Origin of the sequence: Rhizobium indicum (genome assembly GCF_005862305.2) — a bacterium.
GTDB lineage: Bacteria > Pseudomonadota > Alphaproteobacteria > Rhizobiales > Rhizobiaceae > Rhizobium > Rhizobium indicum.
In genome coordinates this window covers 308,687-333,737 of sequence record NZ_CP054023.1, presented here as the reverse complement: position 1 = coordinate 333,737, position 25,051 = coordinate 308,687, and the positions used below count along the sequence as shown (strand labels likewise).

Annotated in this window: 18 protein-coding genes and 2 pseudogenes; 13 read left to right on the top strand and 7 right to left on the bottom strand. The window is 62.1% G+C overall.

Going from position 1 to position 25,051, the window contains the following annotated elements; genetic code table 11:
* Positions 1 to 42: 42 nt before the first annotated feature.
* Positions 43 to 486, bottom strand: a complete 444-nt coding sequence (locus FFM53_RS31230; RefSeq protein WP_138389882.1) for a DUF805 domain-containing protein — start codon at positions 484 to 486, stop codon at positions 43 to 45.
* A 246-nt stretch (positions 487 to 732) separates the two neighbouring features.
* On the bottom strand, positions 733 to 1,638 hold the full coding sequence (locus FFM53_RS31225) for an NAD(P)/FAD-dependent oxidoreductase (protein ID WP_138389786.1): 906 nt from the start codon (positions 1,636 to 1,638) through the stop codon (positions 733 to 735).
* Positions 1,639 to 1,769: 131 nt separating this feature from the next.
* Here FFM53_RS31225 and FFM53_RS31220 point away from each other — a divergent pair, with 131 nt between their 5' ends.
* Together FFM53_RS31220 and FFM53_RS31215 are read left to right on the top strand one after the other, a co-directional pair.
* The gene (locus FFM53_RS31220; RefSeq protein WP_138331581.1) at positions 1,770 to 2,225 is read left to right on the top strand and encodes an Rrf2 family transcriptional regulator; all 456 of its coding nucleotides are present in this window, start codon (positions 1,770 to 1,772) and stop codon (positions 2,223 to 2,225) included.
* A 344-nt stretch (positions 2,226 to 2,569) separates the two neighbouring features.
* Positions 2,570 to 4,360 (top strand): ABC transporter ATP-binding protein, encoded by a 1,791-nt coding sequence (locus tag FFM53_RS31215; RefSeq protein WP_138331580.1) that lies wholly within the window; start codon positions 2,570 to 2,572, stop codon positions 4,358 to 4,360.
* A gap of 67 nt (positions 4,361 to 4,427) precedes the next feature.
* On the opposite strand, the gene FFM53_RS31210 is transcribed toward FFM53_RS31215, so the two are convergent.
* Entirely contained in the window at positions 4,428 to 4,907 is a 480-nt protein-coding gene (locus tag FFM53_RS31210; protein ID WP_138331579.1) for a class I SAM-dependent methyltransferase, read from the bottom strand.
* A gap of 224 nt (positions 4,908 to 5,131) precedes the next feature.
* On the opposite strand from FFM53_RS31210, the pseudogene FFM53_RS31205 reads away from it, so the two are divergent.
* Positions 5,132 to 6,306 (top strand): annotated as a pseudogene (locus FFM53_RS31205) (DUF3095 domain-containing protein).
* A gap of 71 nt (positions 6,307 to 6,377) precedes the next feature.
* Here FFM53_RS31205 and FFM53_RS31200 read toward each other — a convergent pair.
* Both FFM53_RS31200 and FFM53_RS31195 read right to left on the bottom strand, forming a co-directional pair.
* Positions 6,378 to 6,752, bottom strand: a complete 375-nt coding sequence (locus FFM53_RS31200; RefSeq protein ID WP_138331576.1) for a tudor domain-containing protein — start codon at positions 6,750 to 6,752, stop codon at positions 6,378 to 6,380.
* Positions 6,753 to 6,917: 165 nt separating this feature from the next.
* Positions 6,918 to 8,255 carry a nucleotide sugar dehydrogenase gene (locus tag FFM53_RS31195; RefSeq protein WP_138389787.1) on the bottom strand — a complete coding sequence of 446 codons (1,338 nt, stop codon included), beginning with the start codon at positions 8,253 to 8,255 and terminating at the stop codon, positions 6,918 to 6,920.
* Positions 8,256 to 8,710: 455 nt separating this feature from the next.
* Between FFM53_RS31195 and FFM53_RS31190 the strand changes: the two genes are divergently transcribed.
* The 10 genes from FFM53_RS31190 to FFM53_RS31145 all read left to right on the top strand — a co-directional run bounded on the left by FFM53_RS31190 (position 8,711) and on the right by FFM53_RS31145 (position 23,349).
* A complete protein-coding gene (locus FFM53_RS31190) occupies positions 8,711 to 10,054 on the top strand; it encodes an adenylate/guanylate cyclase domain-containing protein (protein WP_138389788.1) in 1,344 nt (447 codons plus the stop codon).
* A gap of 154 nt (positions 10,055 to 10,208) precedes the next feature.
* Positions 10,209 to 12,098, top strand: coding sequence for an ABC transporter ATP-binding protein (locus FFM53_RS31185; RefSeq protein ID WP_138331573.1), 1,890 nt, complete (start codon positions 10,209 to 10,211; stop codon positions 12,096 to 12,098).
* The gene (locus FFM53_RS31180) at positions 12,098 to 14,005 is read left to right on the top strand and encodes an ABC transporter substrate-binding protein (protein ID WP_138389789.1); all 1,908 of its coding nucleotides are present in this window, start codon (positions 12,098 to 12,100) and stop codon (positions 14,003 to 14,005) included. Before FFM53_RS31185 ends, FFM53_RS31180 begins: the two co-directional genes overlap by 1 nt.
* A 3-nt stretch (positions 14,006 to 14,008) precedes the next feature.
* Positions 14,009 to 15,007, top strand: coding sequence for an ABC transporter permease (locus tag FFM53_RS31175; protein ID WP_003548391.1), 999 nt, complete (start codon positions 14,009 to 14,011; stop codon positions 15,005 to 15,007).
* Positions 15,007 to 16,179 (top strand): ABC transporter permease, encoded by a 1,173-nt coding sequence (locus tag FFM53_RS31170; protein ID WP_164067319.1) that lies wholly within the window; start codon positions 15,007 to 15,009, stop codon positions 16,177 to 16,179. The genes FFM53_RS31175 and FFM53_RS31170 overlap by 1 nt, the downstream gene beginning before the upstream one ends.
* A 96-nt stretch (positions 16,180 to 16,275) precedes the next feature.
* Positions 16,276 to 17,484, top strand: coding sequence for a glycosyltransferase family protein (locus FFM53_RS31165; protein ID WP_138389790.1), 1,209 nt, complete (start codon positions 16,276 to 16,278; stop codon positions 17,482 to 17,484).
* Positions 17,485 to 17,493: 9 nt separating this feature from the next.
* A complete protein-coding gene (locus tag FFM53_RS31160) occupies positions 17,494 to 18,741 on the top strand; it encodes a glycosyltransferase (protein ID WP_138389791.1) in 1,248 nt (415 codons plus the stop codon).
* Positions 18,738 to 19,883 carry a glycosyltransferase family protein gene (locus FFM53_RS31155; protein ID WP_138389792.1) on the top strand — a complete coding sequence of 382 codons (1,146 nt, stop codon included), beginning with the start codon at positions 18,738 to 18,740 and terminating at the stop codon, positions 19,881 to 19,883. The genes FFM53_RS31160 and FFM53_RS31155 overlap by 4 nt, the downstream gene beginning before the upstream one ends.
* Positions 19,884 to 20,065: 182 nt before the next feature.
* Positions 20,066 to 22,780 carry an ABC transporter transmembrane domain-containing protein gene (locus FFM53_RS31150; RefSeq protein ID WP_138331567.1) on the top strand — a complete coding sequence of 905 codons (2,715 nt, stop codon included), beginning with the start codon at positions 20,066 to 20,068 and terminating at the stop codon, positions 22,778 to 22,780.
* Between the two features lie 101 nt (positions 22,781 to 22,881).
* Complete coding sequence (locus FFM53_RS31145; protein WP_029872144.1) at positions 22,882 to 23,349, top strand: cyclic nucleotide-binding domain-containing protein; 468 nt, start codon at positions 22,882 to 22,884, stop codon at positions 23,347 to 23,349.
* A 35-nt stretch (positions 23,350 to 23,384) separates the two neighbouring features.
* On the opposite strand, the pseudogene FFM53_RS31140 reads toward FFM53_RS31145, so the two are convergent.
* Both FFM53_RS31140 and FFM53_RS31135 read right to left on the bottom strand, forming a co-directional pair.
* A pseudogene (locus FFM53_RS31140) lies at positions 23,385 to 23,579 on the bottom strand (hypothetical protein); the annotation flags it as partial.
* Between the two features lie 38 nt (positions 23,580 to 23,617).
* Positions 23,618 to 24,949: an MFS transporter gene (locus FFM53_RS31135; RefSeq protein ID WP_138389793.1), complete on the bottom strand. Its 1,332-nt coding sequence runs from the start codon at positions 24,947 to 24,949 to the stop codon at positions 23,618 to 23,620.
* Positions 24,950 to 25,051 lie beyond the last annotated feature (102 nt).

Genomic DNA, 25,051 nt, shown 5'->3' with positions numbered 1-25,051 from the left:
AGCACACAGCCACAGCAGGTCGGCCTTGCGAATGGTCATGCTCTAAGCAAAGACCTCCGCGCTTCGTTCCGGACGCAGCGGATCCGCCCCGAACTTGTTCGGACCTTCTGTGCCCGGGAGCACGGAAATAACAATAGTCACTGGGGCGGTGACGAGAACGACATAGGGAACGAAGCTCCCGATAAACAGCGCGAGATACCACCAACCGGAAATGTTGCGATCATGGAAGCGGCGAACCTGAAGAGATGTCAGCGGCAAAAAAATTGCGAGTGTGAACAACATCCAGATGACCACGGTATAGTGAACCGGTGACGGGGCTCCGCCGCCACTGGTAGCGAAGGCGAGTATAAAGGCCGGAATTATGAGTGCGAACAGCGCCAGCAGATAGAATAGCACGAACCACCAATATTCCGACCGGGAAGCCCTGCCGGAAAAGGTCGCATATTTCTGCTTCAGAACAGTCCGAACAGCTTCAGTAAACCCCATTGAAATCCCCCATTTCTGCTTGCTGCAAGCGCGGTGATCCACGGTCTCACCATCGTCTTGCTTGATAGTCATTCAGATGAAAACAGCTACAATTCAAACGTAGAAATTGCAATAAGTCGGTTGCATCGGCTCATTATTTTAAAAGCAATGATTAACGCGTTGAGATTTTCACCTCGATGACCGCGAGGTGCACGTGTCCCTGACCTGTTGGGGAGAATTCCACCCGTTTAACGTGCTGTTTCCGCCCTAAGCGGCCGACTGCATGACAAGCGATTGATGGCAGTGCACGCCGGCGAGCACGCCTGAGGCGGAGGCGAGCGTGGCATTGTGCATGGCGCTTGCCGCATCGCCGGCGGCAAAGACGCCCTTGATGGTGGTTTCCTTGTTATCGGCGATCCGAACGATTGGCCCGAACGGGCCGTCGTCGAAGGCGCAGCCGAGCTGTTCGGCAATCGTGCTCGCCATCGCCGTTCTCGGAGCGACGAAGATGGCGTCCAGCGGCACGACGCGGGCATCGGCGAGGCGAACGGCCTCAAGCTTCGGTTTGTCGCCCAACAATTCCACGATAGGGCTGCGTTCGATCCGGACGTCACGGGCCGTCAACTTCACCAATTGCTCTTCATCGGGCTCGAACAGCGCTTGGGTGAAAAAGGTCGTCGCACCCCAGTCTGGGATCATCATGGCCGAATGAGCCGAATGCGGATGGTTTGCGAGAACGCCGAGCTTGCCGCCGCCGACCTCAAAACCGTGGCAATAGGGGCAGTGCAGCGCGGAGCGGCCCCATCGCTCCTTGAGGCCGGGGATTTCGGGCAGCGTGTCGCTGACGCCGGTTGCGAGCACGATGCGCGCGGCTCGTTCCTCGCCGCCGTCTTCGGTGCCGATAGTGAAGGCGTCACCATCGCTTTGCGCCCGGACGACTTTCCCCTCGCGGATGGTGATGGTCGGATAAAGCGAAAGCTGCCGTTTTCCCTCCCGCATGATCGCCGCCGGCGTCTGGCCGTCCTGGCCGAGGAAACCGTGCGAGGCTTCAGAAAAACGATTGCGCGGCGCGCCGGCATCGACGAGCAGAACGCGCCGCCGTGCCCGGGCCAGCTGCATCGCTGCCGAAAGGCCGGCGAAGTTTCCGCCGATGATGATGGCTTCGAACGACATGGAACTCTTCCTTGATATTGAACTCATGACTCAACATAAGTTACATGAACCAATGTCGTCAAGCATCATGTTACTTGTCTTGTTACGATCCCTTTGCGATAATGGCCCGTCCGATCGACAGGAAGAGACCCATGCGCAATGACAGCCGCCTTTCACGCATGCTGCACGTGCTGATCCACATGGATAAGCACCAGCATTCGGCGACCTCCGACATGATTGCAAAGATGCTGAACACCAATCCCGTCGTCGTCCGCCGCACCATGGCCGGCCTTCGCGAACAGGGCTACGTCCGCTCCGAAAAGGGCCATGGCGGCGGCTGGACGCTGGTGCGTCCCTTGTCCGACATCACCCTGCTCGACGTCTATAACGCCATCGGCGAACCGCATCTCTTCGCCATCGGCCCGGCCGACGACCAGCCGCAATGCCTGGTGGAACAGGCGGTGAATGTCGTCCTCGGCGACGCGATGAAAGAAGCCCAGGCCCTGCTCCTGCGGCGGTTGGACAGCGTGACGCTAGACAAAATCGCGGCCGACTTCGAGGCGAAACTGGCCACGCGCCCGGCCACATCCCATTCCTGCGCCTCCTGAGCGGTCGCAAGCTCACAAGGTGTGTCGTTTCCGCATCACTTTCCGTAAGGTTGCAAATATCCGCTTGGCAATGGCGAATTGCTTCGGTACAAAACGCTGACCGCTTTAGTTCGAACATAAGGGAGGCGTTGCATGACACCAGCAATCATCGAAACCTTCCCGTGCGGAATGTCCCGACACTAGGTCATTTCCATTCGCGGCCCGCCTCGAGCGCGCCCGACATGCGGTTTTCCCTTAATTCATAGCCCGATTGGTCCGCGGGATCATTTCGTCTCCCGCTTGGGCTGTGCCATCCAACTCTCGATTTTGAGGACCGGTCGCCGACACGGCGCCGAGCGATTGAAATGACTCGCAAGAAGCTCGATTTCCGCGCCGATGCCTATCGCCATGTGCTCGGCTTTGTTTTCCATCATTGGCGCCATCGGCCAGTATTGGTGGGCATCATCATCGTGTTGGTCATTGCCAGCACCCTGGCCGAAGTCATGGTGCCGGTGTTTTCCGGTCAGATCGTCGATGCCATTGCCGGCAGCAATGCGGCTGACAGGGCGCTGCGCGCTTTCGTCATCGTCGTGGCACTGGGCCTGACCAGCGTGGCACTGCGCTGGTTCATCTTCAACGGCATTATCCGGCTGACGCTGCGCACCATGGCGGATGTGACGAATAACGGTTTCCATAAGGTGCAGCGGTTCTCGACCGACTGGCACGCCAACAGCTTTGCCGGTTCGACGGTGCGCAAGATCACCCGCGGCATGTGGGCGCTCGACCAGCTCAACGACCTGCTGCTGGTCGCCCTGCTGCCGTCCATCGTCATGCTGGTCGGCGCAAGCATTGTGCTCGGCAGCTATTGGCCGATCATGGGCCTGATCGTTGCTGCCGGGTCGCTGATCTATATCGGCGTGACCGTGGCGCTTTCCATGGGCTTCGTGTCGCCGGCGGCACGGCTTGCCAATGCTTGGGACACCAAGCTGGGCGGCGCGCTGGCGGATGCCATCAGCTGCAATTCGGTGGTCAAGGCCTTCGGCGCCGAAGGCCGCGAAGAGGTGCGCCTGCGCCACGTGATGGCGAAATGGGACAGCCGCACGCGGCGGACATGGAAGCGCGGCACATTGAGCGGCACGATCCAGGGTTTCCTGATGGTTTCCATGCAGGCCGGCATTCTGGGAACGGGCCTGATCATGTGGCGGCAGGGGCTGGCGACGCCTGGCGACATCACCTTCGTGCTGGCGATGTTCTTCGTCCTGCAGGGCTATCTGCGCAATGTCGGCCAGGACATCCGCAATCTGCAGCGTGCCGTCAACGACATGGAGGAACTGGTGCTGCTCGACAAGATGCCGCTCGGCATCGAGGACAAGCCGAACGCCAAGCCGATCGAGATTGGCGAGGGCGAGATCGTCTTCGATCGCATCACCTTCCAGTATGGCGCGCATCCCACCCCGCTTTATGAGGATTTCTCGGTCACCATCAAGCCGGGTGAGCGCGTGGGCCTGGTCGGGCATTCGGGCTCGGGCAAGACGACCTTCGTCAAGCTCATCCAGCGCCTCTATGACGTCAACTCGGGCGAAATCCGCATCGACGGACAGGATATCGCGGCGGTCAAGCAATCCAGTCTGCGCGGCCAGATCGCCATCGTGCAACAGGAGCCTATCCTGTTCCACCGCACGCTGGCGGAAAACATCGCCTATAGCCGGCCTAACGCCTCGCGGCGCGAGATCGTGCAGGCGGCGAAACAGGCGAGTGCCCACGACTTCATCATGGGCCTTCCCAAGGGCTATGAGACGATGGTGGGGGAACGCGGCGTCAAGCTGTCGGGCGGCGAGCGGCAGCGTGTCGCCATTGCCCGTGCCTTCCTGGCCGATGCACCGGTGCTGATCCTGGACGAGGCGACGTCGAGCCTCGACAGCGAGAGCGAGGTGCAGATCCAGCAGGCCATGGAACGCCTGATGAACGGCCGCACGACGCTGGTCATCGCCCACCGGCTGTCCACGGTAAGGGCGCTGGACCGGCTGCTGGTCTTCGACAAGGGAAAGATCGTCGAGGAAGGCGATCACCAAGCGCTGATCAGGCTCAATAACGGTATCTATCGCCGGCTGTTCGAACGGCAGGCACTGGAACTGACCAAGGGTCTGGTGGCGTAACCGAAACACGACAGCGCCGCGCGTCTTTTCGAGAGCCGCGGCGCTCTAGCACTTTCAATTGCTGATGCTACGTCCTGCGATACAGGAAATAGCGGCCTTCCTTGATGCCGTCTGGCAGCGGCAGCGCCATCAGCTCGGGATGCTCCAGCGGCAGCCCGCTGACGGCGATGCCGTCATGGGCGAGCACGCCGGCCATCAGCTGCGGCAGCCAGGTCAGCGTCACCGCGTCGATCTCGTCATGACCGGTGCCGATATCGGCATGGGCAAGGGCTGCGCCGATGCCGACGAAGGCCTGGCCGGACTCGCGGATATTGCCGGTCACCATGTCTTCTGCCGATGGTGTCGAGGCCGAATAGGAACGGACTTCCCAGTCGAAAGCGACGATGCGCCTGCCGGGAAAGTTCTCGCGCAGGTGATCATAGGTGCGGCCGTTGCCGAGGCCGAACTCCAGCACCGGGCCTGGCGTTTCCCCCACCAGATCGATGATCGAGTTCAAAATGTCGCGTTGAGCCGTCAACCGGCGAATGAAGCTGTCGAGGCGGCTCATCTAATCTATATCCGTCATGAAATCGTCGGCGGTCCAGGAGGAATTCCAGCAAAAGTGCGAGAGCGGTTTTGCGTCCGGAATTGCGTAAAAACAAAAAGATAGCGCATTTCCGTACGTCCGAAAAAGCACGAAATGCTCTAACACATGAAACCTTGCCAAGTCGATTGCCGTAAATGGGAATTGGCGTTGCAGTGGCGACATGGGTCTGTGCTAAGCTGGACGATATGAAAACCGTGACCGACGAAACCTTCTTTGCCGAAGTGCCGCTCTTCAGCGAATTCGAGGGCGTGACCGACGCCGCCAATTACCGGCCGCTGCCGGACGGATGGGTGCTGGCGCTGGCCGACATCGTCGGCTCGACGCCGGCGATCGCCGCCGGCCGCTACAAGGACGTCAACATGGCGGGCGCCAGCGTCATATCGGCGGTGTTGAATTCCGTCGGCAAGGGCGACTATCCCTTCGTCTTCGGCGGCGACGGCGCGCTGATCGCGCTTCCGGGCTCGCTGGAAAAGGCAGCGCGCGACGCCCTTGCCGCCGTGCAGGTCTGGGTCGAGGAGGATCTCGGCCTGACGCTGCGCATCGCCATCGTGCCGGTCGCCGACACCCGCGCCGAGGGCCTCGACGTTCGCGTCGCACGTTACTCCGCAAGCCCTTATGTCACCTATGCGATGTTCTGGGGCGGCGGCACCAGCTGGGCCGAAAGACAAATGAAGCTCGGCCGCTACGGTATCGATCGCGCGGCCCCGGGAACGCGCCCGGATCTCACCGGCCTTTCCTGCCGCTGGAGCCGATCGACGCCAGGCACGGCGAGATCGTCTCGATCATCGCGGTTCCTGGCGAGGGCCGGCCGGGGCAGGAATTCCGGGACCTCGTCAACGGCATCGTCTCCATCACCACCGAGCAGAACCGGGACAGCCATCCGGTGCCGGCGGATGGTCCGAACCTTGCCTTTTCGCTGCACGGCATCAACCGCGAAGCCAAGGCCACCGCGCCGGCTGGCCGGCGATTGCGGCAGAAGCTCATCATCTTCCTGCAGCTCGCCATCACCGTCGTGTGCTACAAGCTCGGCATTCCGCTCGGCCGCTTCGATGCCCGCCGCTACAAGCGCGACGTCGCCGGCAATTCCGACTTCCGCAAGTTCGATGACGGGCTGAAGATGACGATCGACGTCGACGCCGAACATTTGAAACGGATCGAGACGCTACTGGAAGCGGCACGCGCCAAGGGCATTGCCCGCTACGGCCTGCATCGGCAGGCCTCGGCGCTGATGACCTGCTTCGTGCCGACGCCGATCTCGCGCGATCACATGCATTTCATCGACGGCGCGGCCGGCGGTTATGCGGTGGCCGCAAGCCGGATGACCGGCAAGGTGCTTGCGACAGCGCCGCATCAAACGTGATTGTCCGAAGAAAAATAAACCCGTCGCTTTGACGGCGACGGGCTGATCTCGCATCGGTTCAGGCAAAGACTTTATCGTGAACGGCAGCGGCCGGTTCGGGTGGTTTCCTTGTCGCCGTCATCGTAGGCAATACCAATCTTCTCGCCCCCAAGCGAGGTGATCTTCCCTGCATACCAATCGCCGGCACCCTTGTAGTTGCACTCGACCTTCATCCCGATGACCCAGTTGTAAGGACGCACATCGCTCAAAGGAACGGTTTCCCTATCGCCGTCATCATATCGGATGGTGACCTTCCCGCCGGAGGTGTTGTCGATAACGCCAGGGAACCAATAACCGGCTCCCTTCCAGTTTCCGAGAACCCAGTCGCCCTTCGTCTGCGCAGATGCGACAGAAGCGCCGGAGCACATGACACCGATTGCGATAGCCGCAGCAACAAAACTCTTCAAGATAGTCCTCCCTCGGAACTCACCCAATCCGCCCCCGAAATGGTCGTGGCAAGGTCGGCAGCTTAAAGCGCGGGGATGAAGCCTGCCTTAACAACAAGAAGCCGCGCGGATCAGTATAAGAGGCCGTAGCACTTTGAGTTGCCGCATAATGCAGCAACGTTTCCGTCATGCCTTGATGACGTGATCGGCCGAAAGGCCGAGCCGGTTGAAGACGTTGCGCGTGTCGACGATCAACGAGGCACTTTTTGCGAGCGCCGCATAATCCACCCTGTCGTGATCGGTCGCGACCAGCACAGCATCGTAGCCGGCAATGGTATCAGGCGTCAGCGCCACCGATTTGCGGCCCTTCAGCGCCTGGTATTCGCGCGTCGGCGGGATCTCGGCGACGAAGGGATCATGATAATCCGCGTGTCCGCCACGCTCCTCGATGATCTCGATCAACCGCAGCGACGGGCTTTCGCGAATATCGGCGACGTTCTTCTTGTAGGCAAGCCCGAGCACCAGCACCTTGCTGCGGCTCAGCGCCTTGCCGGCGCGGATGTCGAGTGCTTCGGCGAGCTTGCCGACGACGTAACGCGGCATTGCCGAATTGATCTCGCCGGCGAGCTCGATGAAGCGGGTCGGCAGCTCGTATTCGCGCGATTTCCAGGTGAGGTAGAAAGGATCAATCGGGATGCAATGGCCGCCAAGGCCGGGGCCGGGATAGAAGGGCATGTAGCCGAAGGGCTTGGTCTTGGCCGCGTCGATCACTTCCCAGACGTCGATGCCCATGGCCGCATAGACGGTCTTCAGCTCGTTGACGAGGGCGATGTTGACCGAGCGGAAGATGTTTTCGGTGAGCTTCACGGCCTCGGCCGTGGCATTCGACGAGACCGGAACGACGGATGATACCGCCGCGCCATAGAAAGCCTTCATCAGCGCCAGCGCCTCGGGCCCGTCGCCGGCGACGACCTTGGGGATGGTGGCGGTATGATAATGCTGGTTGCCGGGATCCTCGCGCTCCGGCGAGAAGCCAACGAAAAAGTCCGAGCGGGATTTCAGCCCGGTGCCTTCGAGAATGACCTTCACCACGTCGTCGGTCGTGCCGGGATAGGTGGTCGATTCCAGCACGACGAGCTGACCGGGGCGCAAATGCGCGGCGATCGAGCGCGACGTCGCCTCGACGAAGGAAAGATCGGGATCGCGATGCTTGGTCAGCGGCGTCGGCACGCAGATGATGATGACGTCGCACTCGCCAAGGCCGGCGAAATCGGTCGTCGCCTTGAAGCGTCCCGCATCGATCTCGGCCGACAACGCCGCGTCGCTCACCGCGTCGATATAGGAGCGGCGGGCATCGAGAGCCACCATCTTCCCGGGATCGATGTCGAAGCCGGTGACGGCAAAGCCGCTACGCGCCACCGCCATCGCCAGCGGCAGGCCGACATAACCGAGGCCGATGATGCCGGCACGGGCCGCGCGGGTTTCGATCTTCTGCAAAAGCGTATCGAAGGGGGAGATGGCCAAGGCGGGATCTTTCGAACGGGAACAGGGAAAGCTGATCTAATGCATGCTCCAGGCAAATTAAACCCAGGCCCCGTCTCTCCGCGTACGACAGGAGCTGAAAAACAGGGCCGCGACCCCTTGCGATGCTTATCGGGTGTGGCCGACCGGGTGTGGCCGAAATGACTCAGGCCGCTCCCTTCGCTGCAACTTGAGCGCACAAAAAAATGCGCATCCCATTGTTTCGCATTTGCAGCATCCCTATTTTGACTTTTGATAATGAACCACCGCGAAAGGACTACCCGTCCGATCCCGCTATGGGGGAACTGAGGGGCGCCGCTGCCGGGCTTTCGGCAGATCGTTGACACAATAATACCGCTCGTACATCCTGATTTCCTTGTGACCTGCGCATGAAAATGTGCCGGCCGGGGGACTTTTGGCTCTTGGGGATGGCGTGCCTTATGAGGATCATACCGAGAATGAGCACGATCGAATCCAGCGTGTCCTCCATCCTGTTGGACCGGGTCGCTGAATGGCTGACGAACTCTTCGCTGGCCGGAGACGAGCTTGAAAACATCGTCCGCGGTTTCTGCGAAAGGCTCACTGCTGCGGGCCTGCCACTTGCGCGCGTGCATCTTTCCTTCTCGATGCTGCACCCGCTCTACGATGCGCTGAGCTTCACCTGGCGGCGCGCCAGCGGCGTCACCATCGAGGGCTTCCGCATGCCCGCCGGGCAGAAGCCGGACCGCTTCCTGCAGAGCCCTTATTATTACCTGCTCGACAACAATCTGCAGCACATCCGCCGCCGGCTGATGCAGGATGGGCCGAACGAGTTCCCGATTTTCGAGGACCTGCGCAAGGACAGCATCACCGACTATCTCGCCTTCGTGCAGCCCTTCGGCGACGGCTCGGTGCAGGGCATGATGGGCTCCTGGTCGACCGACCATCACACCGGCTTTTCCGACGACATGATCGACGCGCTGCTCAGGATGCAGAACCATCTGGCGGTCGCCGCCAAGATGGCCGTGCTCGGCAAGCTCGCCAACAACATGCTGACCACCTATCTTGGTGGCGACGCCGGCAAGCGGGTGCTGAACGGCCAGATCCGCCGGGGCGACGGTGAGACGATCCGCGCGGCCCTTGTCATGGGCGACATGCGCGAATCCACCGTCTATGCCGAAAAGGAAGGCCGGCAGGCCTATATCGACACGCTGAACCAGTTCTTCGACGCGATCGCCGCCCCCTTCAACCGCAATGGCGGCGAGATCCTGAGTTTCCTCGGCGACGGCTTTCTCGCCGTCTATCCCTGTGGACGCCATAAGGACCCATCGAAAATTGCCTGCGAGGCGGCTCTTTCGGCCGTCCATCAGGCGCAGGCGCGGGTTGCCGAGCTCAACAGGGACCGCGAGCAGAAGGGCCTGACCAGGGTCGGCTACGGCATCGGCCTGCATGTCGGCAACGTCATGTTCGGCAATGTCGGCCTCAAGGACCGCCTGACCTTCTCCGCCTTCGGCTCGGCGGTCAACGAGGTGCAACGCCTGCAGATCCTGACCAAGAAATACGGCCGCGAGGTCGTCGCCAGCCAGGCCTTCGCCGGCTATTGCGGCGGCGAATGGACGACGCTCGGCGAAGAGAAGCTGCGCGGCATCCGCCAGAAGGTGACGGTGCTGCAGCCGCGCGCGCCGGCGCCGGCGATCAACGTCGACGAGAGCTTCCGCGAGGCCGTGCAGAACGGACTTTCAGAAGCCGAGCAGGTCATTCTCCTGCATCGTGACGCCAAGAAACAGGTCGAGCGCACCAGCATGGAGAAATTCATCCAGTAAGAGCTCAGAACCCCAGTCAGAATCTGCGCGTCTCGCCCGGGGAACTTCGGCGGGACATGCTGGTTTATCTATGATTGTCATCAGCTAGACACCCCGTTTGCGGTACGCTAGTGTGCCTTAACGGGAACATAGAAGACTGGGGAATTTCATTGGTATGGCGTCTGCAGCGGATCTGTTGCGTATTGAAAATCTCGACGTCTCCTTCTCGGTTTTCGGTGACCGGCTACGCGTCGTAAAGCAAGCCAATCTTCGCATTCTTCCGGGCAAGGTCACCGCTCTCGTCGGTGAATCCGGCTCCGGAAAATCGGTGATCAGCCAGTCGATCATGGGCATCCTGCCCAATCCGGCCAAGGCCTCGGGCAGCATCCTGTTCACCGATCCGCTCGACGGCAGCACGACCGATATCCTGTCCTTTCCGCGCGACAGCGAGGAAATGCGCGACCTGCGCGGCCGCCGCATGGCGACGATCTTCCAGGAGCCGATGACCTCGCTGTCGCCGCTCCATACGATCGGCAATCAGATCAGCGAAGTGCTGCTGATCCATACCGAAGCCGACAAGCAGGAAGCCCGTGAAAAGACCGAGGAGATGCTTGGGCTGGTCGGCTTCTCCAATCCACATCGCACCTACGACATGTATCCGTTCGAACTGTCCGGCGGCATGCGCCAGCGCGCGATGATCGCCATGGCGCTGATCTGCAAGCCGGCGCTCTTGATCGCCGACGAGCCGACGACTGCGCTCGACGTGACGATCCAGGCGCAGATCCTCGAACTGCTCCGCGAGCTGCAGGCCAAGCTCGGCATGGCGATGCTGCTCATTACCCACGATCTCGGCATCGTCGCCAACATGGCCGACGAGGTGGTCGTCATCTATCACGGCGAGATCATGGAAGCAGGACCGGTCGAGGATATCTTCCGCAATCCGCAGCATCCCTATCTCAAGGGCCTGATGGCCGCCGTCCCGCATTTCGACATGAAACCCGGCGAGCGGCTGAAAGCGCTGCGGGAGGTAACGGTCAATCTCGAGTCCCTCGTCGGCAAGAAGAAGCCGCTCCAGGCAGAGGCGCCGGGCATCCTGCTTTCCGTCGCCAATCTCTCGAAGACCTACAAGACGCGCAAGCGCAGTTTCTTCGGCAAGCATGAAGCCACCGTCCTGCGCGCCGTCGACGACGTCAGCTTCGACATCCGCCGCGGCGAATGTCTGGGCCTGGTGGGCGAGTCCGGCTGCGGCAAGACGACGCTCAGCAAGATCCTGATGCGCGCCATCACGCCGGACAGCGGCGCAGTGGTGTTCAACGACGGCAAGGAGGTCGTCGACGTCCTCTCCGTCAAAGGCGCCGAACTGCAGGACATGCGGACCAAGATCCAGATGGTGTTCCAGGACCCGGTCTCCTCGCTCTCGCCGCGCATGACGGTGCGCAACATCCTGAGTGAACCGCTGGAAATCCATGACCGCGGCGACAGCGACGAGCGCAAGCGCAAGGTCGAAGGGCTGATGGCGGCAATCGGCCTCGACAAGCGTTATCTCAGCCGTTACCCGCACAGTTTTTCGGGCGGCCAGCGCCAGCGCATCGGCATCGCGCGGGCGCTCGCGCTCGGCCCGAAGCTCGTCATCCTCGACGAGCCGGTCTCGGCGCTTGACGTCTCCGTGCAGGCGCAGATCCTCAACCTGTTGAAGGACCTGCAGAAAGAGCTGGGGCTTACTTATCTGTTCATTTCGCACAATCTCGCCGTCGTCGATTACATGGCCGACCGCATCGCGGTGATGTGCAAGGGCCGCATCGTCGAGATCGCGCCGCGCGAGATCATCCTGCGCGATCCGGTGCACCCCTATACGAAATCGCTGCTCGCCGCCGTCCCCTTCCCCGATCTCGACCGGCCGCTCGATTTCAAGGCGCTCAGGGAAAACGGCGCCGCCGACAAGCAGAACTGGGGCGCGACCTTCACCGCCGAGCATGACGACGCTTCCGAACTTGCCTATGCCGACCTCGGCGACGGCCATCTGGTGCGCGCCCGCAAAGGCGCCGATGCCAAGGAGTTGCGCTGATGGTGACGCGTCGCATTTTTCTCGGCGGCCTCGTCGGCGCGGCGATCGCGCCCGCGCTGCTTCGCGCCGGACAGGTCGGCGAGCCGGAATTCCTGAAGGAGCGGCTGACATCAGGCAGCCTGCCGCCGATGGCGGAGCGCATTCCCGTCCGCCCGCGTATCGTCAATCTGAAGGAGATGGGGCTCGAACCCGGTGCCTACGGCGGCACGGTGCGCACCATCATCGGCAGCCAGCGCGACATCCGCTTCATGACGATCTACGGCTATGCCCGCCTGGTCGGCTACAACAAGCACCTGCAGTTCCAGCCGGACATCCTGGCCGGTTTCCAGTCCGAGGACGACACGGTCTTCACCTTCACACTGCGCGAGGGCCATAAATGGTCCGACGGCCAGCCGTTTACGGCTGACGATTTCCGCTACTGGTGGGAAGACGTCATCCTGAACGACAAGCTGACGCCCGGCGGCGGCGCGCTAGAGCTTCGTCCGCACGGCAGCCTGCCGCGCTTCGAGATGCTCGATCCGCTGACCGTGCGCTACACCTGGGAAAAACCCAACCCGATGTTCCTGCCGACGCTGGCAGGCCCGCAGCCGCTCGTCATCTTCGGCCCTGGTCATTATCTCAAGCAGTTCCACAAGAAATTCCAGCCGGACCAAGCGAAGATGGACGAGCTGATGAAGACCTACCGCGTCAAGAAATGGCAGGATCTGCACATCAAGATGGCGCGTTCCTACCGTCCGGAAAATCCGAACCTGCCGACGCTCGATCCCTGGCGCAATACGACGCCGCTGCCGTCCGAGCAGTTCGTCTTCGAGCGCAACCCGTTCTTCCACCGCATCGACGAGACCGGCAGGCAGCTACCCTATCTCGACCGCTTCATCCTCAACGTCTCCTCCTCATCGATCATCGCCGCCAAGGCGGGGGCAGGCGAAGCCGACCTGCAGGTGACCGGCATCGATTTCAACGACTACACCTTCCTGAAGGAGGCCGAGAAGCGCTTCCCGGTGAAGGTCAATCTCTGGAAGCTCGCGCGCGGCTCGCGCATCACGCTGCTGCCGAACCTCAACTGTGCTGACGAAGTGTGGCGCGGCCTTTTCCGCGACGTCCGCCTGCGCCGCGCTTTGTCGTTGGCGATCGACCGGCACGAGGTCAACATGGTCGCCTTCTACGGCCTCGGCACGCCAAGCGCCGATACCGTCCTGCCCGATAGCCCGCTCTTCAAGCAGGAATATGCCGATGCCTTCGTGAAGTTCGATCCCGACGAGGCCAACCGCCTGCTCGACGAACTCGGCTTGACCAAACGCGGTGACGACGGCATTCGGCTGCTGCCGGACGGGCGTCGCGCCGAGATCACCGTCGAGACCGCCGGCGAGAGCAATCTCGACACCGACGTGCTGGAACTGGTGCGAGATCACTGGGCCAATATCGGCCTGGCGCTCTATACCCGGACCTCGCAGCGCGATGTCTTCCGCAATCGCGCCATGAGCGGTTCGATCATGATGTCGATCTGGTACGGCCTCGACAATGGCGTCCCGACGGCCGACATGTCGCCGGCCGGCCTTGCGCCGACACTCGACGATCAGTTGCAATGGCCGCTCTGGGGCATGCATTACCTCTCCGCCGGCCAGGAGGGGGTCGCACCCGACCTGCCGGAGGCAGCCGAGCTGGTCAACCTGCTCAGCCAATGGGGCTCGACGGCGAAATTCGAGGAACGCCAGGTGATCTGGCACAAGATGCTGTCGCTCTATACGCAGCAGGTATTCTCGATCGGCCTCATCAACAGCACGCTGCAGCCGATCCTTCGCGCTGCCAAGCTGCAGAACCTGCCGGAGAGAGCGCTCTACGGCTTCGATCCCACCTCCTATCTCGGCGTCTACATGCCGGATGCATTCTGGTACAAGGAGGCCTGAGGCGTGCTCAGATACATTCTCTGGCGCATCGCCGCCATGGTGCCGACGCTCTTCGTCATTTCGGCGCTGGTTTTCACGATTATCGAGCTGCCGCCCGGCGACTTCTTCGAGAGCCAGATCGCCGAGCTGCGTGCCTCCGGCGAGACCGCCAACCTCCAGGAAATCGAGGAGATGCGCCAGCAATACGGCTTCGACAAGCCGGAGATCGTGCGTTATTTCTACTGGGTCGGCGGCATGCTGCACGGCGATTTCGGCTATTCCTTCGAATATCAGCTGCCGGTCTCCGACGTGGTCGGCGATCGCCTCTGGCTGACGATGCTCGTCTCCTTCACGACGATCCTGCTCACCTGGCTGATCGCCTTTCCGATCGGCATCTATTCGGCCACGCACCAGTACAGTTGGGGTGATTACGGGCTGACGTTCCTCGGCCTGCTCGGCATCGCCATTCCGAACTTCATGCTGGCGCTGATCCTGATGTATTTCGCCAATATCTGGTTCGGCATCTCGATCGGCCATCTGATGGACCAGCAATATATCTCGGCGCCGATGAGCTGGGAGAAGGCGCGGTCGATCCTCTCTCACCTGTGGATCCCTGTGATCATCGTCGGCACGGCCGGCACGGCCGGCATGATCCGGCGGCTGCGTGCCAACCTGCTCGACGAGATGCAGAAGCAGTATGTCGTCACCGCCCGTGCCAAGGGCCTGCCGCCGCTGAAGGCGCTGGTCAAATATCCGCTGCGCATGGCGCTCAACTTCTTCGTCGCCGATATCGGCTCGATCCTGCCGTCGATCATCTCGGGCGCCGAGATCGTCGCGATCGTGCTGTCGCTGGAAACGACGGGGCCAATGCTCATCAAGGCGCTGCAGAGCCAGGACATGTATCTCGCCGGTTCCTTCCTGATGTTCCTGGCCTTCCTCAACGTCATCGGCGTGCTGATCTCCGACATCGCGCTCGGCTTCCTCGATCCCCGCATCCGTCTGCAAGGCAGGAGCACCAAATAATGTCGCCCCTTCCCGCACCCGGCGCGCCGCTGCCGCATTACGTCTCGACCGCGCCTTTCGATCCCCTTGCGACCGAATCGATGACGGCGGCGCAATCGCGCATTCATCTCGCCTCGCAGAAGCAGCTGATGTGGTGGAAATTCAAGCAGCACAAGCTGGCCTTGATCTCCGGCATCTTTCTCGCCGTCGTCTACCTGATGATCCTGATCGTCGAGTTCCTGGCGCCCTACGGCCTGCACACGCGCAATGTCGATTTCATCCACGCGCCGCCGCAACCCATCCACTTCTTCGACAAGGGCAGCTTCGTCGGTCCCTTCGTTTACGGCCGCAGCATGACGCTCGATCTCGACACGCTGCATCGTGTCTATACGGATAGGCCGAACGACGTGCAGCCAATCCGATTCTTCTGCCGCGGCGATGCCTACAAATTCTGGGGCGTTGTTGCCTCGAACTATCATCTCGTCTGCCCGGCGATCGGCGGGCAGATGTTCCTGCTCGGCACCGACCGGCTCGGCCGTGACGTGCTCTCGCGCATCCTCTACGGCGCGCGGATATCGCTGACCATCGGTCTGATCGGCATTTCGATCAGCTTCGTGCTCGGTATCGTCATTGGCGGCCTTGCCGGTTATCGTGGCGGCATTTTCGATCTCATCGTCCAGCGCCTGATCGAAGTGCTGCAATCGCTGCCGAGCCTGCCGCTCTGGATGGCGCTGGCCGCCATCATGCCGGTAACGTGGAGCCCGATCGTCATCTATTTCGGCATCACCGTCATCCTCGGCATCATCGACTGGACGGGGCTCGCGCGTGCCGTGCGCTCCAAACTCCTGGCGCTGCGCGAGGAGGATTATGTCCAGGCCGCACAGCTGATGGGTGCCAGCACGCCACGCATCATCGGCCGGCACCTGGTGCCGGGCTTCATGTCGCATCTCATTGCTTCGGCGACGATTTCGATCCCCGGCATGATCCTTGGAGAGACCGCGCTCTCCTTCCTCGGCCTCGGCCTTCGTCCGCCGATCACCAGCTGGGGCATTCTGCTGACCGAGGCAAAAAGCGTCAGCGTCATCGCCTTCTATCCATGGCTGCTCTATCCGATCATTCCTGTTGTTCTTGTCATTTTGGCGTTCAACTTTCTGGGAGACGGCTTGCGTGATGCGGCAGATCCCTACAAATAGCAGGAAACGCGGCGGCGCATCACGGCACCGCCCCCACCTCTTGGCCTCCGGACGGTGGGGGTACTAAATATGTTGCTGAGCCCAGAAGGGATGCCCATGTCCAGACGTCTCGAAGATGCGCGCATCCTCATGTACAGCCACGATACTTTCGGTCTCGGCCATCTGCGCCGCTGTCGCGCCATCGCCCATGCGCTGGTCGAGGATTATCGCGGCCTCAATATTCTGATCATTTCGGGTGCCACGATCGCCGGCGCCTTCGACTACCGCGCCCGTGTCGACTTCGTGAAGATCCCGAGCGTCATCAAGCTCCGCAACGGTGAATATACGTCGCTCGCCAGCCATATCGACCTGCACGAGACGCTGAAGATGCGCGAATCGAGCATTCGCCACACGGCCGAGACCTTCCAGCCCGATATCTTCATCGTCGACAAGGAACCGATGGGACTGAAGGGCGAGGTCGAGGATACGCTTGCCTATCTCAAGGCCCGCGGCACCGTTCTGGTGCTCGGCCTGCGCGAGATCATGGACGCGCCGCATCTGCTCGAGGCCGAGTGGAAGAAAAACAGCATCATGCAGAAGATCGACCAGTATTACGACAGCGTCTGGGTCTACGGTCCGCCGGAATTCTACGATCCGCTGATCGGCCTTGACGTGCCGCAAAGCCTGCGCCGGAAGATGGATTTCGTCGGCTTCCTGCAACGCAGCGTCTCCAGGGGCAAGACGTCGATCAACGCCCGCAAGGATAATTACATCCTCGTCACCACAGGCGGCGGCGGCGACGGCTCCGATCTCGTCCACGACGTCATGAACGCCTACGAGGCCGATCCGACGCTGACGCAGAAGGCGCTCGTGGTGCTCGGGCCCTATATGCCGGCCGCCGAGCGCGCCAAGCTGGTGCAGAAGGGGGAAGCCATTCCCTATATCGAGGTGATCGAGTTCGACAATCACATGGAAGAGCTGATCGACAGCGCCACCGGCGTCGTCGCCATGGGTGGCTACAACACCTATTGCGAGATCCTCTCCTTCGACAAACCGGCCCTCATCGTGCCGCGTGTCAAGCCGCGCGAGGAACAGCTGCTGCGCGCCCAGCGGGCAAGCGAACTCGGCCTCGTCGACATGCTGCTGCCGGAACAGTCGGTCGACCCCACAATCATGGCCGAGGCGCTGAAGCGCCTGCCCTCCCGCCAGCCACCGTCGAAGAGCGGCGGCAATATGCGTCTCGAAGGACTGGACCATATCTCGCAGACCGTCGGCCGGTGGATCGACGGCCGCGGCAGCCACCTTTCCCTCGTCGGCGCGGAATAGGGCACAGCCTTGCCGCCACGCCGCAAGATCCTCGTCGTGCTGAAAGGCTATCCCCGCCTTTCGGAAACCTTCATCGCCCAGGAGCTGCTCGGCCTCGAAAAGGCCGGCTTCAACCTGACGCTGATTTCGATGCGCCGGCCGACCGACAAGAAGCGGCATCCTGTGCATGACGAGATCCGGGCGCGTGTCGTCTATCTGCCTGAATATCTGCACGAGGAGCCGATCCGCGTGCTGAAGGGCCTCATCGCTGGTTTCTCCAAACCCGGCTTCAAGGCGCTGATGAAACGCTTCCTCGCCGACCTCAAGCGCGATATCTCCCGCAACCGCTTCCGCCGTCTCGGCCAAGCGCTGGTGCTGGGCCGCGAATGGCCGGACGAGGGTGAATGGCTGCATGCGCATTTCATCCACACGCCGGCCTCGGTGACGGAATATGCAAGCATCCTCACGGACACGCCCTGGACCTGCTCGGCGCACGCCAAGGACATTTGGACGTCGCCCGACTGGGAGCTGAACGAGAAACTCGGCAGCGCCCGCTGGACCGTTACCTGCACCAGGACGGGCTACGACCACATGCAGACGCTGACGTCACGCAAGGAGGCCGTGCACTTGAGTTACCATGGTCTCGATCTTGCGCGTTTCGGCCATTTTGCCGGCGAGCGTTCGAACCGCACAGGCAGCGACCCCGACGATCCGGCCTTCATCCTCAGCGTCGGCCGCGCCGTCGAGAAGAAGGGTTACGACGTGCTGCTGCACGCGCTGGCGCTGTTGCCCGCCGACCTTCACTGGCGCATGGACCATATCGGCGGCGGCGAGGAGCTTGCGAAACTGAAGGCGCTGGCCACCGAACTCGGCATTTCCGGCCGCATCATCTGGAAGGGCGCCATGGCGCAGGAAGACGTGCTCGATCATTACCGCCGTGCCGACCTCTTCGCGCTTGCCTGCCGCATCGCCGCCAACGGCGACCGCGACGGCCTGCCGAACGTCCTGGTCGAAGCCTCGAGCCAGCGGCTCGTCTGCCTCTCGACCGACGTATCCGGCGTGCCGGAGCTCCTGAAGAACGGTGAAAACGGCCTCGTCGTGCCGCCGGAGGACCCGGCACTGCTGGCCAGCGCGCTGGAGGCGGCGATCCGCGACCCGGCGCTGCGCAAGCGCCTCGGCGACGCCGCCGAAAGCCAGGTGCGCGAATATTTCGACTATCACTCCAGCATCAGACAGCTCACCGGCCTGTTCGAGGCCGAATGGCAGAAGGCGTCATGACGGCACCGCGTATTTTCTTCTATGTCCAGCATCTGCTCGGCATCGGCCACATAGCCCGCGCCAGCCGCATCGCCAATGCCTTGGTCAAGGACGGTTTTGACGTGACTGTCGTGACCGGCGGCCTGCCGGTGCCGGGCTTTCCCGGCGAAGGCGTGAAGACCGTAGCCTTGCCGGCGGTCGTCGCCAACAATGCCGGTTTCTCCGGCCTCGCTGATGCCGATGGCCGGCCGGCCGGCGAGGATTTCCTCCATGCTCGCCGCCAGCTGCTACTCGATGCCTTCCATGCCGCAAGGCCGGATGTCGTCATCATCGAAGCCTTCCCCTTCGGCCGGCGACAGATGCGCTTCGAACTGCTGCCTTTGCTCGAGGCCATCGACAAGGCCGAACCGCGGCCGAAACTCATAAGCTCGGTGCGCGACATCCTGCAGGAAAACCGCAAGGCCGGCCGCGACGCGGAGACCGTCACGCTGGTCAAGGATCATTTCGATGCCGTGCTCGTCCACGGCGATCCCGGTTTCGTCAGGCTCGAGGACACCTTCCCGCTGACGTCAGAGATCGCCGACCGGCTGCGATATACCGGTCTCGTCGCAGCCCCGCCGGCGCCGGAACCCGCCGAAACATTCGACATCATCGCATCGGCGGGCGGTGGCGCGGTCGGCGCCGCGCTGATCGGCGCGGCAAAAGAAGCGGCAGCGCTGCTGCCGGACAATCTTCGCTGGCTGCTGGTCGCAGGCCCGAACCTGCCGGAGACCGATTTCGCCGCGCTGTCTGAGGACGCGGCCCCGAATGTAACGCTGGTGCGCTTCCGCAAGGATTTTCCCTCGCTGCTGCGCGGTGCGAAGGTGTCGATCTCGCAGGCAGGGTATAACACGGTCGGCGATCTCTTGCGCACCGAATGCCGGGCGATCCTCATCCCCTTCGTCGCCGGTGGCGAGACCGAGCAGACGGTGCGCGCCGAACGGCTGCAGGCGCTCGGCCTCGCCGATATCCTGCCGGAAAACGGACTGACGGCGGGCCATGTGAAAGAGGCGGTCGAAAAGGCACTCGCCGCACAGCCACGGGGGCCGGTCTTGCTCGACCTCGACGGGGCGGAGAAAACCGCCCTCATCATTCGCTCCATGATTGCCGAATCCCTCGCCTAATCCAAAATTCCTGTGATATAAGCAATGTTCCGGCGAGAATCGGCATTTTTGCAGCCGGTCGCTTCGCCTTGTTTTCATTGCGATATCGGCGGTCCGGCTGCATGATCCTGTTCTCAAAATTCCTTCCCGTCCCGGCGCCCGGATCGCGCCCCCGGAATTTCCCAGCAAGCTGACGGTTAGCCATGGAAAAAAGCCTCGCCCGCTACATCTGGAAGAACACGCGGCTGCAGCAGCTGTGGATTCTGGCTGTCGTCGCCGCCTCGATGGTGCCCTACTTCCTGTCCTTCGACCTGCCGAAACAGATCGTCAACGGACCGATCCAGGGTGACGGCTTCGAAGGTCCTGGCGCAACGCAGACCTTCATGCACATTGCCTACGACCTGCCGCTGATCGGCCATGTCGAGTTCTTTCAAGGGTTGCAGCTCAACCGCTTCCAGATGCTGATGGCCCTCAGCCTGGTGTTTCTGGCGCTGGTGGTGCTGAACGGCCTCTTCAAGTTCTACATCAACACCTATAAGGGCAGGCTCGGCGAGCGCATGCTGCGCCGTATCCGCTTCGAGCTGATCGACCGGGTGCTGCGCTTTCCGCCCATTCATTTCAAGCGGGTGAAATCGGCCGAAATCGCCACCATGATCAAGGACGAGGTGGAGCCAATGGGCGGCTTCACCGGTGATGCCTTCGTCTCCCCTGCCCTTCTCGGCGGCCAGGCGATCACGGCGCTCGCCTTCATCATCGTCCAGAATTTCTGGCTCGGCATGATCGCCGCCGGCATCGTCGGTGTGCAGGCGATCGTCATTCCCCGCATGCGCAAGCGCCTGCTGGATCTCGGCCGCCAGCGGCAGCTGACGGCCCGCGAGCTCTCCGGCCGGGTCGGCGAAATCGTCGAGGGCATCGGCACGATCCACGGCAACGACACATCCAACCTCGAACGCGCCGACATCGCCTCGCGGCTCGGCCGCATCTTCTCGATCCGCTACGACCTTTACCAGTGGAAGTTCCTGGTGAAGTTCATCAACAACTTCCTCGCCCAGGTCACGCCCTTCCTGTTCTATGCGATCGGCGGCTACCTGGCGCTGCAGGGCCGGCTCGACATCGGACAGCTCGTCGCCGTCATATCAGCCTACAAGGACCTGCCCGGCCCGCTGAAGGAACTGATCGACTGGGACCAGATGCGCCAGGACGTGCAGGTGAAGTACCAGCAGGTCTACGAGCAGTTCAATGTCGAGCCGCTGATCGACAGCCGCATCCAGGAACTCGCAACCGCCCCGGTCGGCGCGCTGACGGGCGCGTTCGTCGTCACCAACCTGTCGCTCTCCGACGACAGCGGCGCCCGCCTCGTCGACCACGTCTCCGTCGAGATCAAGCCGAACGAGACGGTGGCGATCGTCGGGCCGAACGGCAGCGGCGCGGAAGCCTTCGCCGAAGCGCTCGGCCGCATGGTCTGGCCGGACTCCGGCCGCATCACCATCGACGGCCGCGATCTCCTCGACATGCCGGAATCGATCACCGGCCGTCGGATCTCCTATGCCTCGTCCGACACCTTCTTCTTCCACGGCACGCTCGCCAGCAATCTGCTCTACGGCCTGAAACATGCGCCGATGACCGATCCGGTTTACGACGAGCGGGAAGCGCTGGAGTATAAATGGCATTCCGCCGAGGCGGAGAAGGCCGGCAATCCGACGCTCGACCTCAACAGCGACTGGGTGGACTACAAGGCCGCCGGCGCCAGCGGGCCCGAGGACATTCTGAAAGCGATCCGCCCGGTGCTCGACGCCGTCCTGATCTCGCAGGACATCCTCGATCTGGCGCTGCGCTCGACCGTCAACACTGACGTGCATGTGGCGCTCGGCGACCATGTCGTGGCGCTACGCGCCTCGCTTAGGGACCGGCTGCGCGACGAGGGGCTCGACACGATCGTCGTGCCTTTCGATTTCGATGCCTATAACGGCCAGGCGACGGTCGGCGAGAACCTGCTCTTCGGCACGATGAAGCGGCCGTTGATGACCAACCGCAGGCTTGCCGCGCATCCCTATTTCCAGCAGCTCTTCCGTGAGACAGGCCTCAGCACCGATCTCTACGCCATGGGCCTTGAGATCGCCGAGAATGCGGTGGAACTCTTCCACGACCTGCCGCCGGACCATCCATTCTTCCAGCAGCTGACCTTCATGACGGCGGACGACATCCCGACCTATCAGGCGCTGCTGCAGAAGCTGCAAAGCCGCCGCTTCGAGGACGCCACGCCAGAGGAACGTTCGGCCATCATCCGGCTGAGTTTTGCCTATATCGAGCCGCGCCATCGCTTCGGCTTGCTGACCGACGAGCTCATGGACAAGATCGTCAGCGCCCGCAAGCAGTTCCACGAGCATATTCCGGCTGATCTCGCCGAGCTGATCGAGCGCTACGACGCCGAGCGTTTCACCCCGTCGGCAAGCCTGATGGACAATGTGCTCTTCGGCCGTATCGCCTATCAGCAGGCCGACGCCTCCGACCGCATCCGCGGCATCATGGGCGAACTCTTCGATGCGCTCGATCTTTATGACGACGTGCTGTCGATCGGTCTCGAATTCGACGTCGGCTCCGGCGGCAAGCGACTGACCATGGTGCAGCGGCAGAAGCTGAACCTGGCCCGCGCGCTGTTGAAGCGCTCGGACTATTTCATCTTCAATCGGCCGCTGTCGGCGCTTGACCAGCGCCTTCAGGATCAGATCACCCGCAACATCATCGAAGGCCTGCACGAAGAAGGGCATCGGCCGGCGATCATCTGGGTGCTCTCCAATGCCCGGCTGGCAGAGATGTTCGACCGCATCCTGCTCTTCGACCGCGGCGGATTGGCAGAAGCCGGAAACTATCCGGAACTTTCCGAGAAAAACGGGATGTTCAAGGAACTGTTATCGTAATATTCTATAGGGGCGGCGATGGTGGGTGTTCCCGATGGGGACGCCTCGGAGTTTGAAGATGCCTGGTCCTGCGGACCCTGCGTCAGGGGATTGAAACGCTCATGCTGTTGAGAGACGAAGTCGAAATGCTGCGAAGGGTGCCGATCTTTTCAAGGATCGCGCCAGCAAAGCTCAAGCTTTTAGCCTTTACCTCCGATCGCATGACCTACAAGGCCGGGCAGAACCTCTTTCATCAGGGCGATGTCGGTGATGCCGCCTACGTCATCCTCTCGGGTACCGCCGATATCGTCGTCGACTCGCCGGCGGGCGAGATCAAGGTCGCCGACGTCGAACCCAATTCCATCGTCGGCGAAATCGCCATCCTCTGCGATGTCTCGCGCACGGCAACGGTGCGTGCCACCTCACCGCTCGAGGTGCTGCGCATCAGCAAGGAGCACTTCCTGAAGCTGCTCAGCGACTTTCCCGAGATGGCCGTGGAAATCATGCGGGTGCTGGCCGACCGCCTGAACCATACCACGGCGGAACTGACCGCAGCCCGGGCGGCGAAACAACCGCAGATGGCGCAGTAGGATTCAGCTATAGGATTTGGGTGGCCAAACGATCCTCACTTGGCCTCATCCTTGAGCAAGGCAAGCAACTCGGCACGCTCGCGCGCCATCTCTCCCTTAATGACTTCATGCGGGATCCAGACAGCGTTCGGATCATCGGCTTCCCGGATTGCTTCCTCGACCCGTTCGAGAAACCATCCCTCGTATGCCGCCGCCTCGTGAGTTCGCCGCAAAGCCTCTGCACGATCCGGTCCCACTTCTCTCCCGGGCATGGCTTCCTCGCAAAGTCCTATTCGCGCTGCTCCAGCGCCCTGCTGAAGGCAAGTGCTGCCAGCGTGCAGACAGCGCCGGAAAGCAGGTAGTAGCCGACGAAGGTCAGGCCGAAGCGGCTGGAAAGGCTGAGCGCCACCAGTGGCGCAAAACCCGCGCCGATCAACCAGGCCAGATCCGAGGTGAAGGCGGCACCCGTGTAGCGGTAGCCGCGGCCGAAGCGGGACGAGATCGAGCCGGTCGCCTGGCCGAAGGAAAGGCCGAGCACGCCGAAGCCGATGATGACGAAAGCGTCATGGCCGCTGTTGCCGGATGCGATCAGGCTCGGCCCGATAAAGCTGAAGACGGCGATGATGACGGCGCAGATGGCAAGCTGGGCGCGCCGGCCGATACGGTCGGCGATCAGGCCCGAGGCGATGATCGTGAGGATGCCGACTGCGGCGCCGATCACCTGCACCACCATGAAGGCGCCGATCGGCTGGTTGCCATAGAGGCTCATCCAGCCGAGCGGGAAGATGGTGACGAGGTGGAACATGGCAAAACTCGCGAGCGGCACGAAGGCGCCGATCAGGATGTCGCGGCCGTGAACGCGCAGCACGTCGAGGATCGGTGCTGCTTCCAGCTCGTGCTGCTCCAGCAGCGTGCCGAATTCCTTGGTCATGACGAGCCGCAAACGCGCAAACAGCGCCACGACGTTGATGGCGAAGGCGACGAAGAAGGGATAACGCCAGCCCCAGGAGAGGAAATCCTCACTGGAAAGATTGGCGACGAAATAACCGAACAGGGTGCTTGCCAGCGCAAAGCCGATCGGCGCGCCGAGCTGCGGGATCATCGCATACCAGCCGCGGTGCTTGGCCGGCGCATTGAGCGCGAGCAGCGAAGCAAGGCCGTCCCAGGCGCCGCCGAGCGCGAAGCCCTGGCCGAGGCGGAAGAGCGCCAGCAACGCGATCGACCAGACGCCGATCTCGTTGTAACCCGGCAGGAAGGCGATCGAGGCGGTGGAGCCGCCGAGCAGGAAGAGCGCGATCGTCAGCTTGGTGCCGCGGCCATACAGCCGGTCGATCGTCATGAAGACGACGGAGCCGACGGGGCGGGCCAGGAAGGCAAGCGAGAAGATGGCGAAGGAATAGAGCGTTCCCGTCAGCCTGTCCGGCGCGAAGGGGAAGACCAGCTGTGGAAAGACCAGAACCGAGGCAAGGCCATAGACGAAGAAATCGAAGAATTCCGACATGCGGCCGATCACCACGCCGATGGCGATACTACCCGGCGAAACCGGCTTGTCGTCGTGAATGCGCCGCGCGTCGCGTTCCAGCGACGACGATGACGGTCCGTAATGCGATGTTGTAGCCATGAAACGCCTCCCTCGATGAAGCGCTTTCGCCAAGGCGCCTCAGCCTGATCTTGATCAAACCCGCAGGCTTATCAAGTCCGTAAGACGTAAATAGTTCATCAT

Bases quoted from the DNA above. Each gene is read 5' to 3' on its own strand.
- FFM53_RS31230 (WP_138389882.1), bottom strand. From the start codon at position 486: ATGGGGTTTACTGAAGCTGTTCGGACTGTTCTGAAGCAGAAATATGCG.
- FFM53_RS31225 (WP_138389786.1), bottom strand. From the start codon at position 1,638: ATGTCGTTCGAAGCCATCATCATCGGCGGAAACTTCGCCGGCCTTTCG.
- FFM53_RS31220 (WP_138331581.1), top strand. From the start codon at position 1,770: ATGCGCAATGACAGCCGCCTTTCACGCATGCTGCACGTGCTGATCCAC.
- FFM53_RS31215 (WP_138331580.1), top strand. From the start codon at position 2,570: ATGACTCGCAAGAAGCTCGATTTCCGCGCCGATGCCTATCGCCATGTG.
- FFM53_RS31210 (WP_138331579.1), bottom strand. From the start codon at position 4,907: ATGAGCCGCCTCGACAGCTTCATTCGCCGGTTGACGGCTCAACGCGAC.
- FFM53_RS31190 (WP_138389788.1), top strand. From the start codon at position 8,711: ATGAGCACGATCGAATCCAGCGTGTCCTCCATCCTGTTGGACCGGGTC.
- FFM53_RS31185 (WP_138331573.1), top strand. From the start codon at position 10,209: ATGGCGTCTGCAGCGGATCTGTTGCGTATTGAAAATCTCGACGTCTCC.
- FFM53_RS31180 (WP_138389789.1), top strand. From the start codon at position 12,098: ATGGTGACGCGTCGCATTTTTCTCGGCGGCCTCGTCGGCGCGGCGATC.
- FFM53_RS31170 (WP_164067319.1), top strand. From the start codon at position 15,007: ATGTCGCCCCTTCCCGCACCCGGCGCGCCGCTGCCGCATTACGTCTCG.
- FFM53_RS31165 (WP_138389790.1), top strand. From the start codon at position 16,276: ATGTCCAGACGTCTCGAAGATGCGCGCATCCTCATGTACAGCCACGAT.
- FFM53_RS31155 (WP_138389792.1), top strand. From the start codon at position 18,738: ATGACGGCACCGCGTATTTTCTTCTATGTCCAGCATCTGCTCGGCATC.
- FFM53_RS31150 (WP_138331567.1), top strand. From the start codon at position 20,066: ATGGAAAAAAGCCTCGCCCGCTACATCTGGAAGAACACGCGGCTGCAG.
- FFM53_RS31145 (WP_029872144.1), top strand. From the start codon at position 22,882: ATGCTGTTGAGAGACGAAGTCGAAATGCTGCGAAGGGTGCCGATCTTT.
- FFM53_RS31135 (WP_138389793.1), bottom strand. From the start codon at position 24,949: ATGGCTACAACATCGCATTACGGACCGTCATCGTCGTCGCTGGAACGC.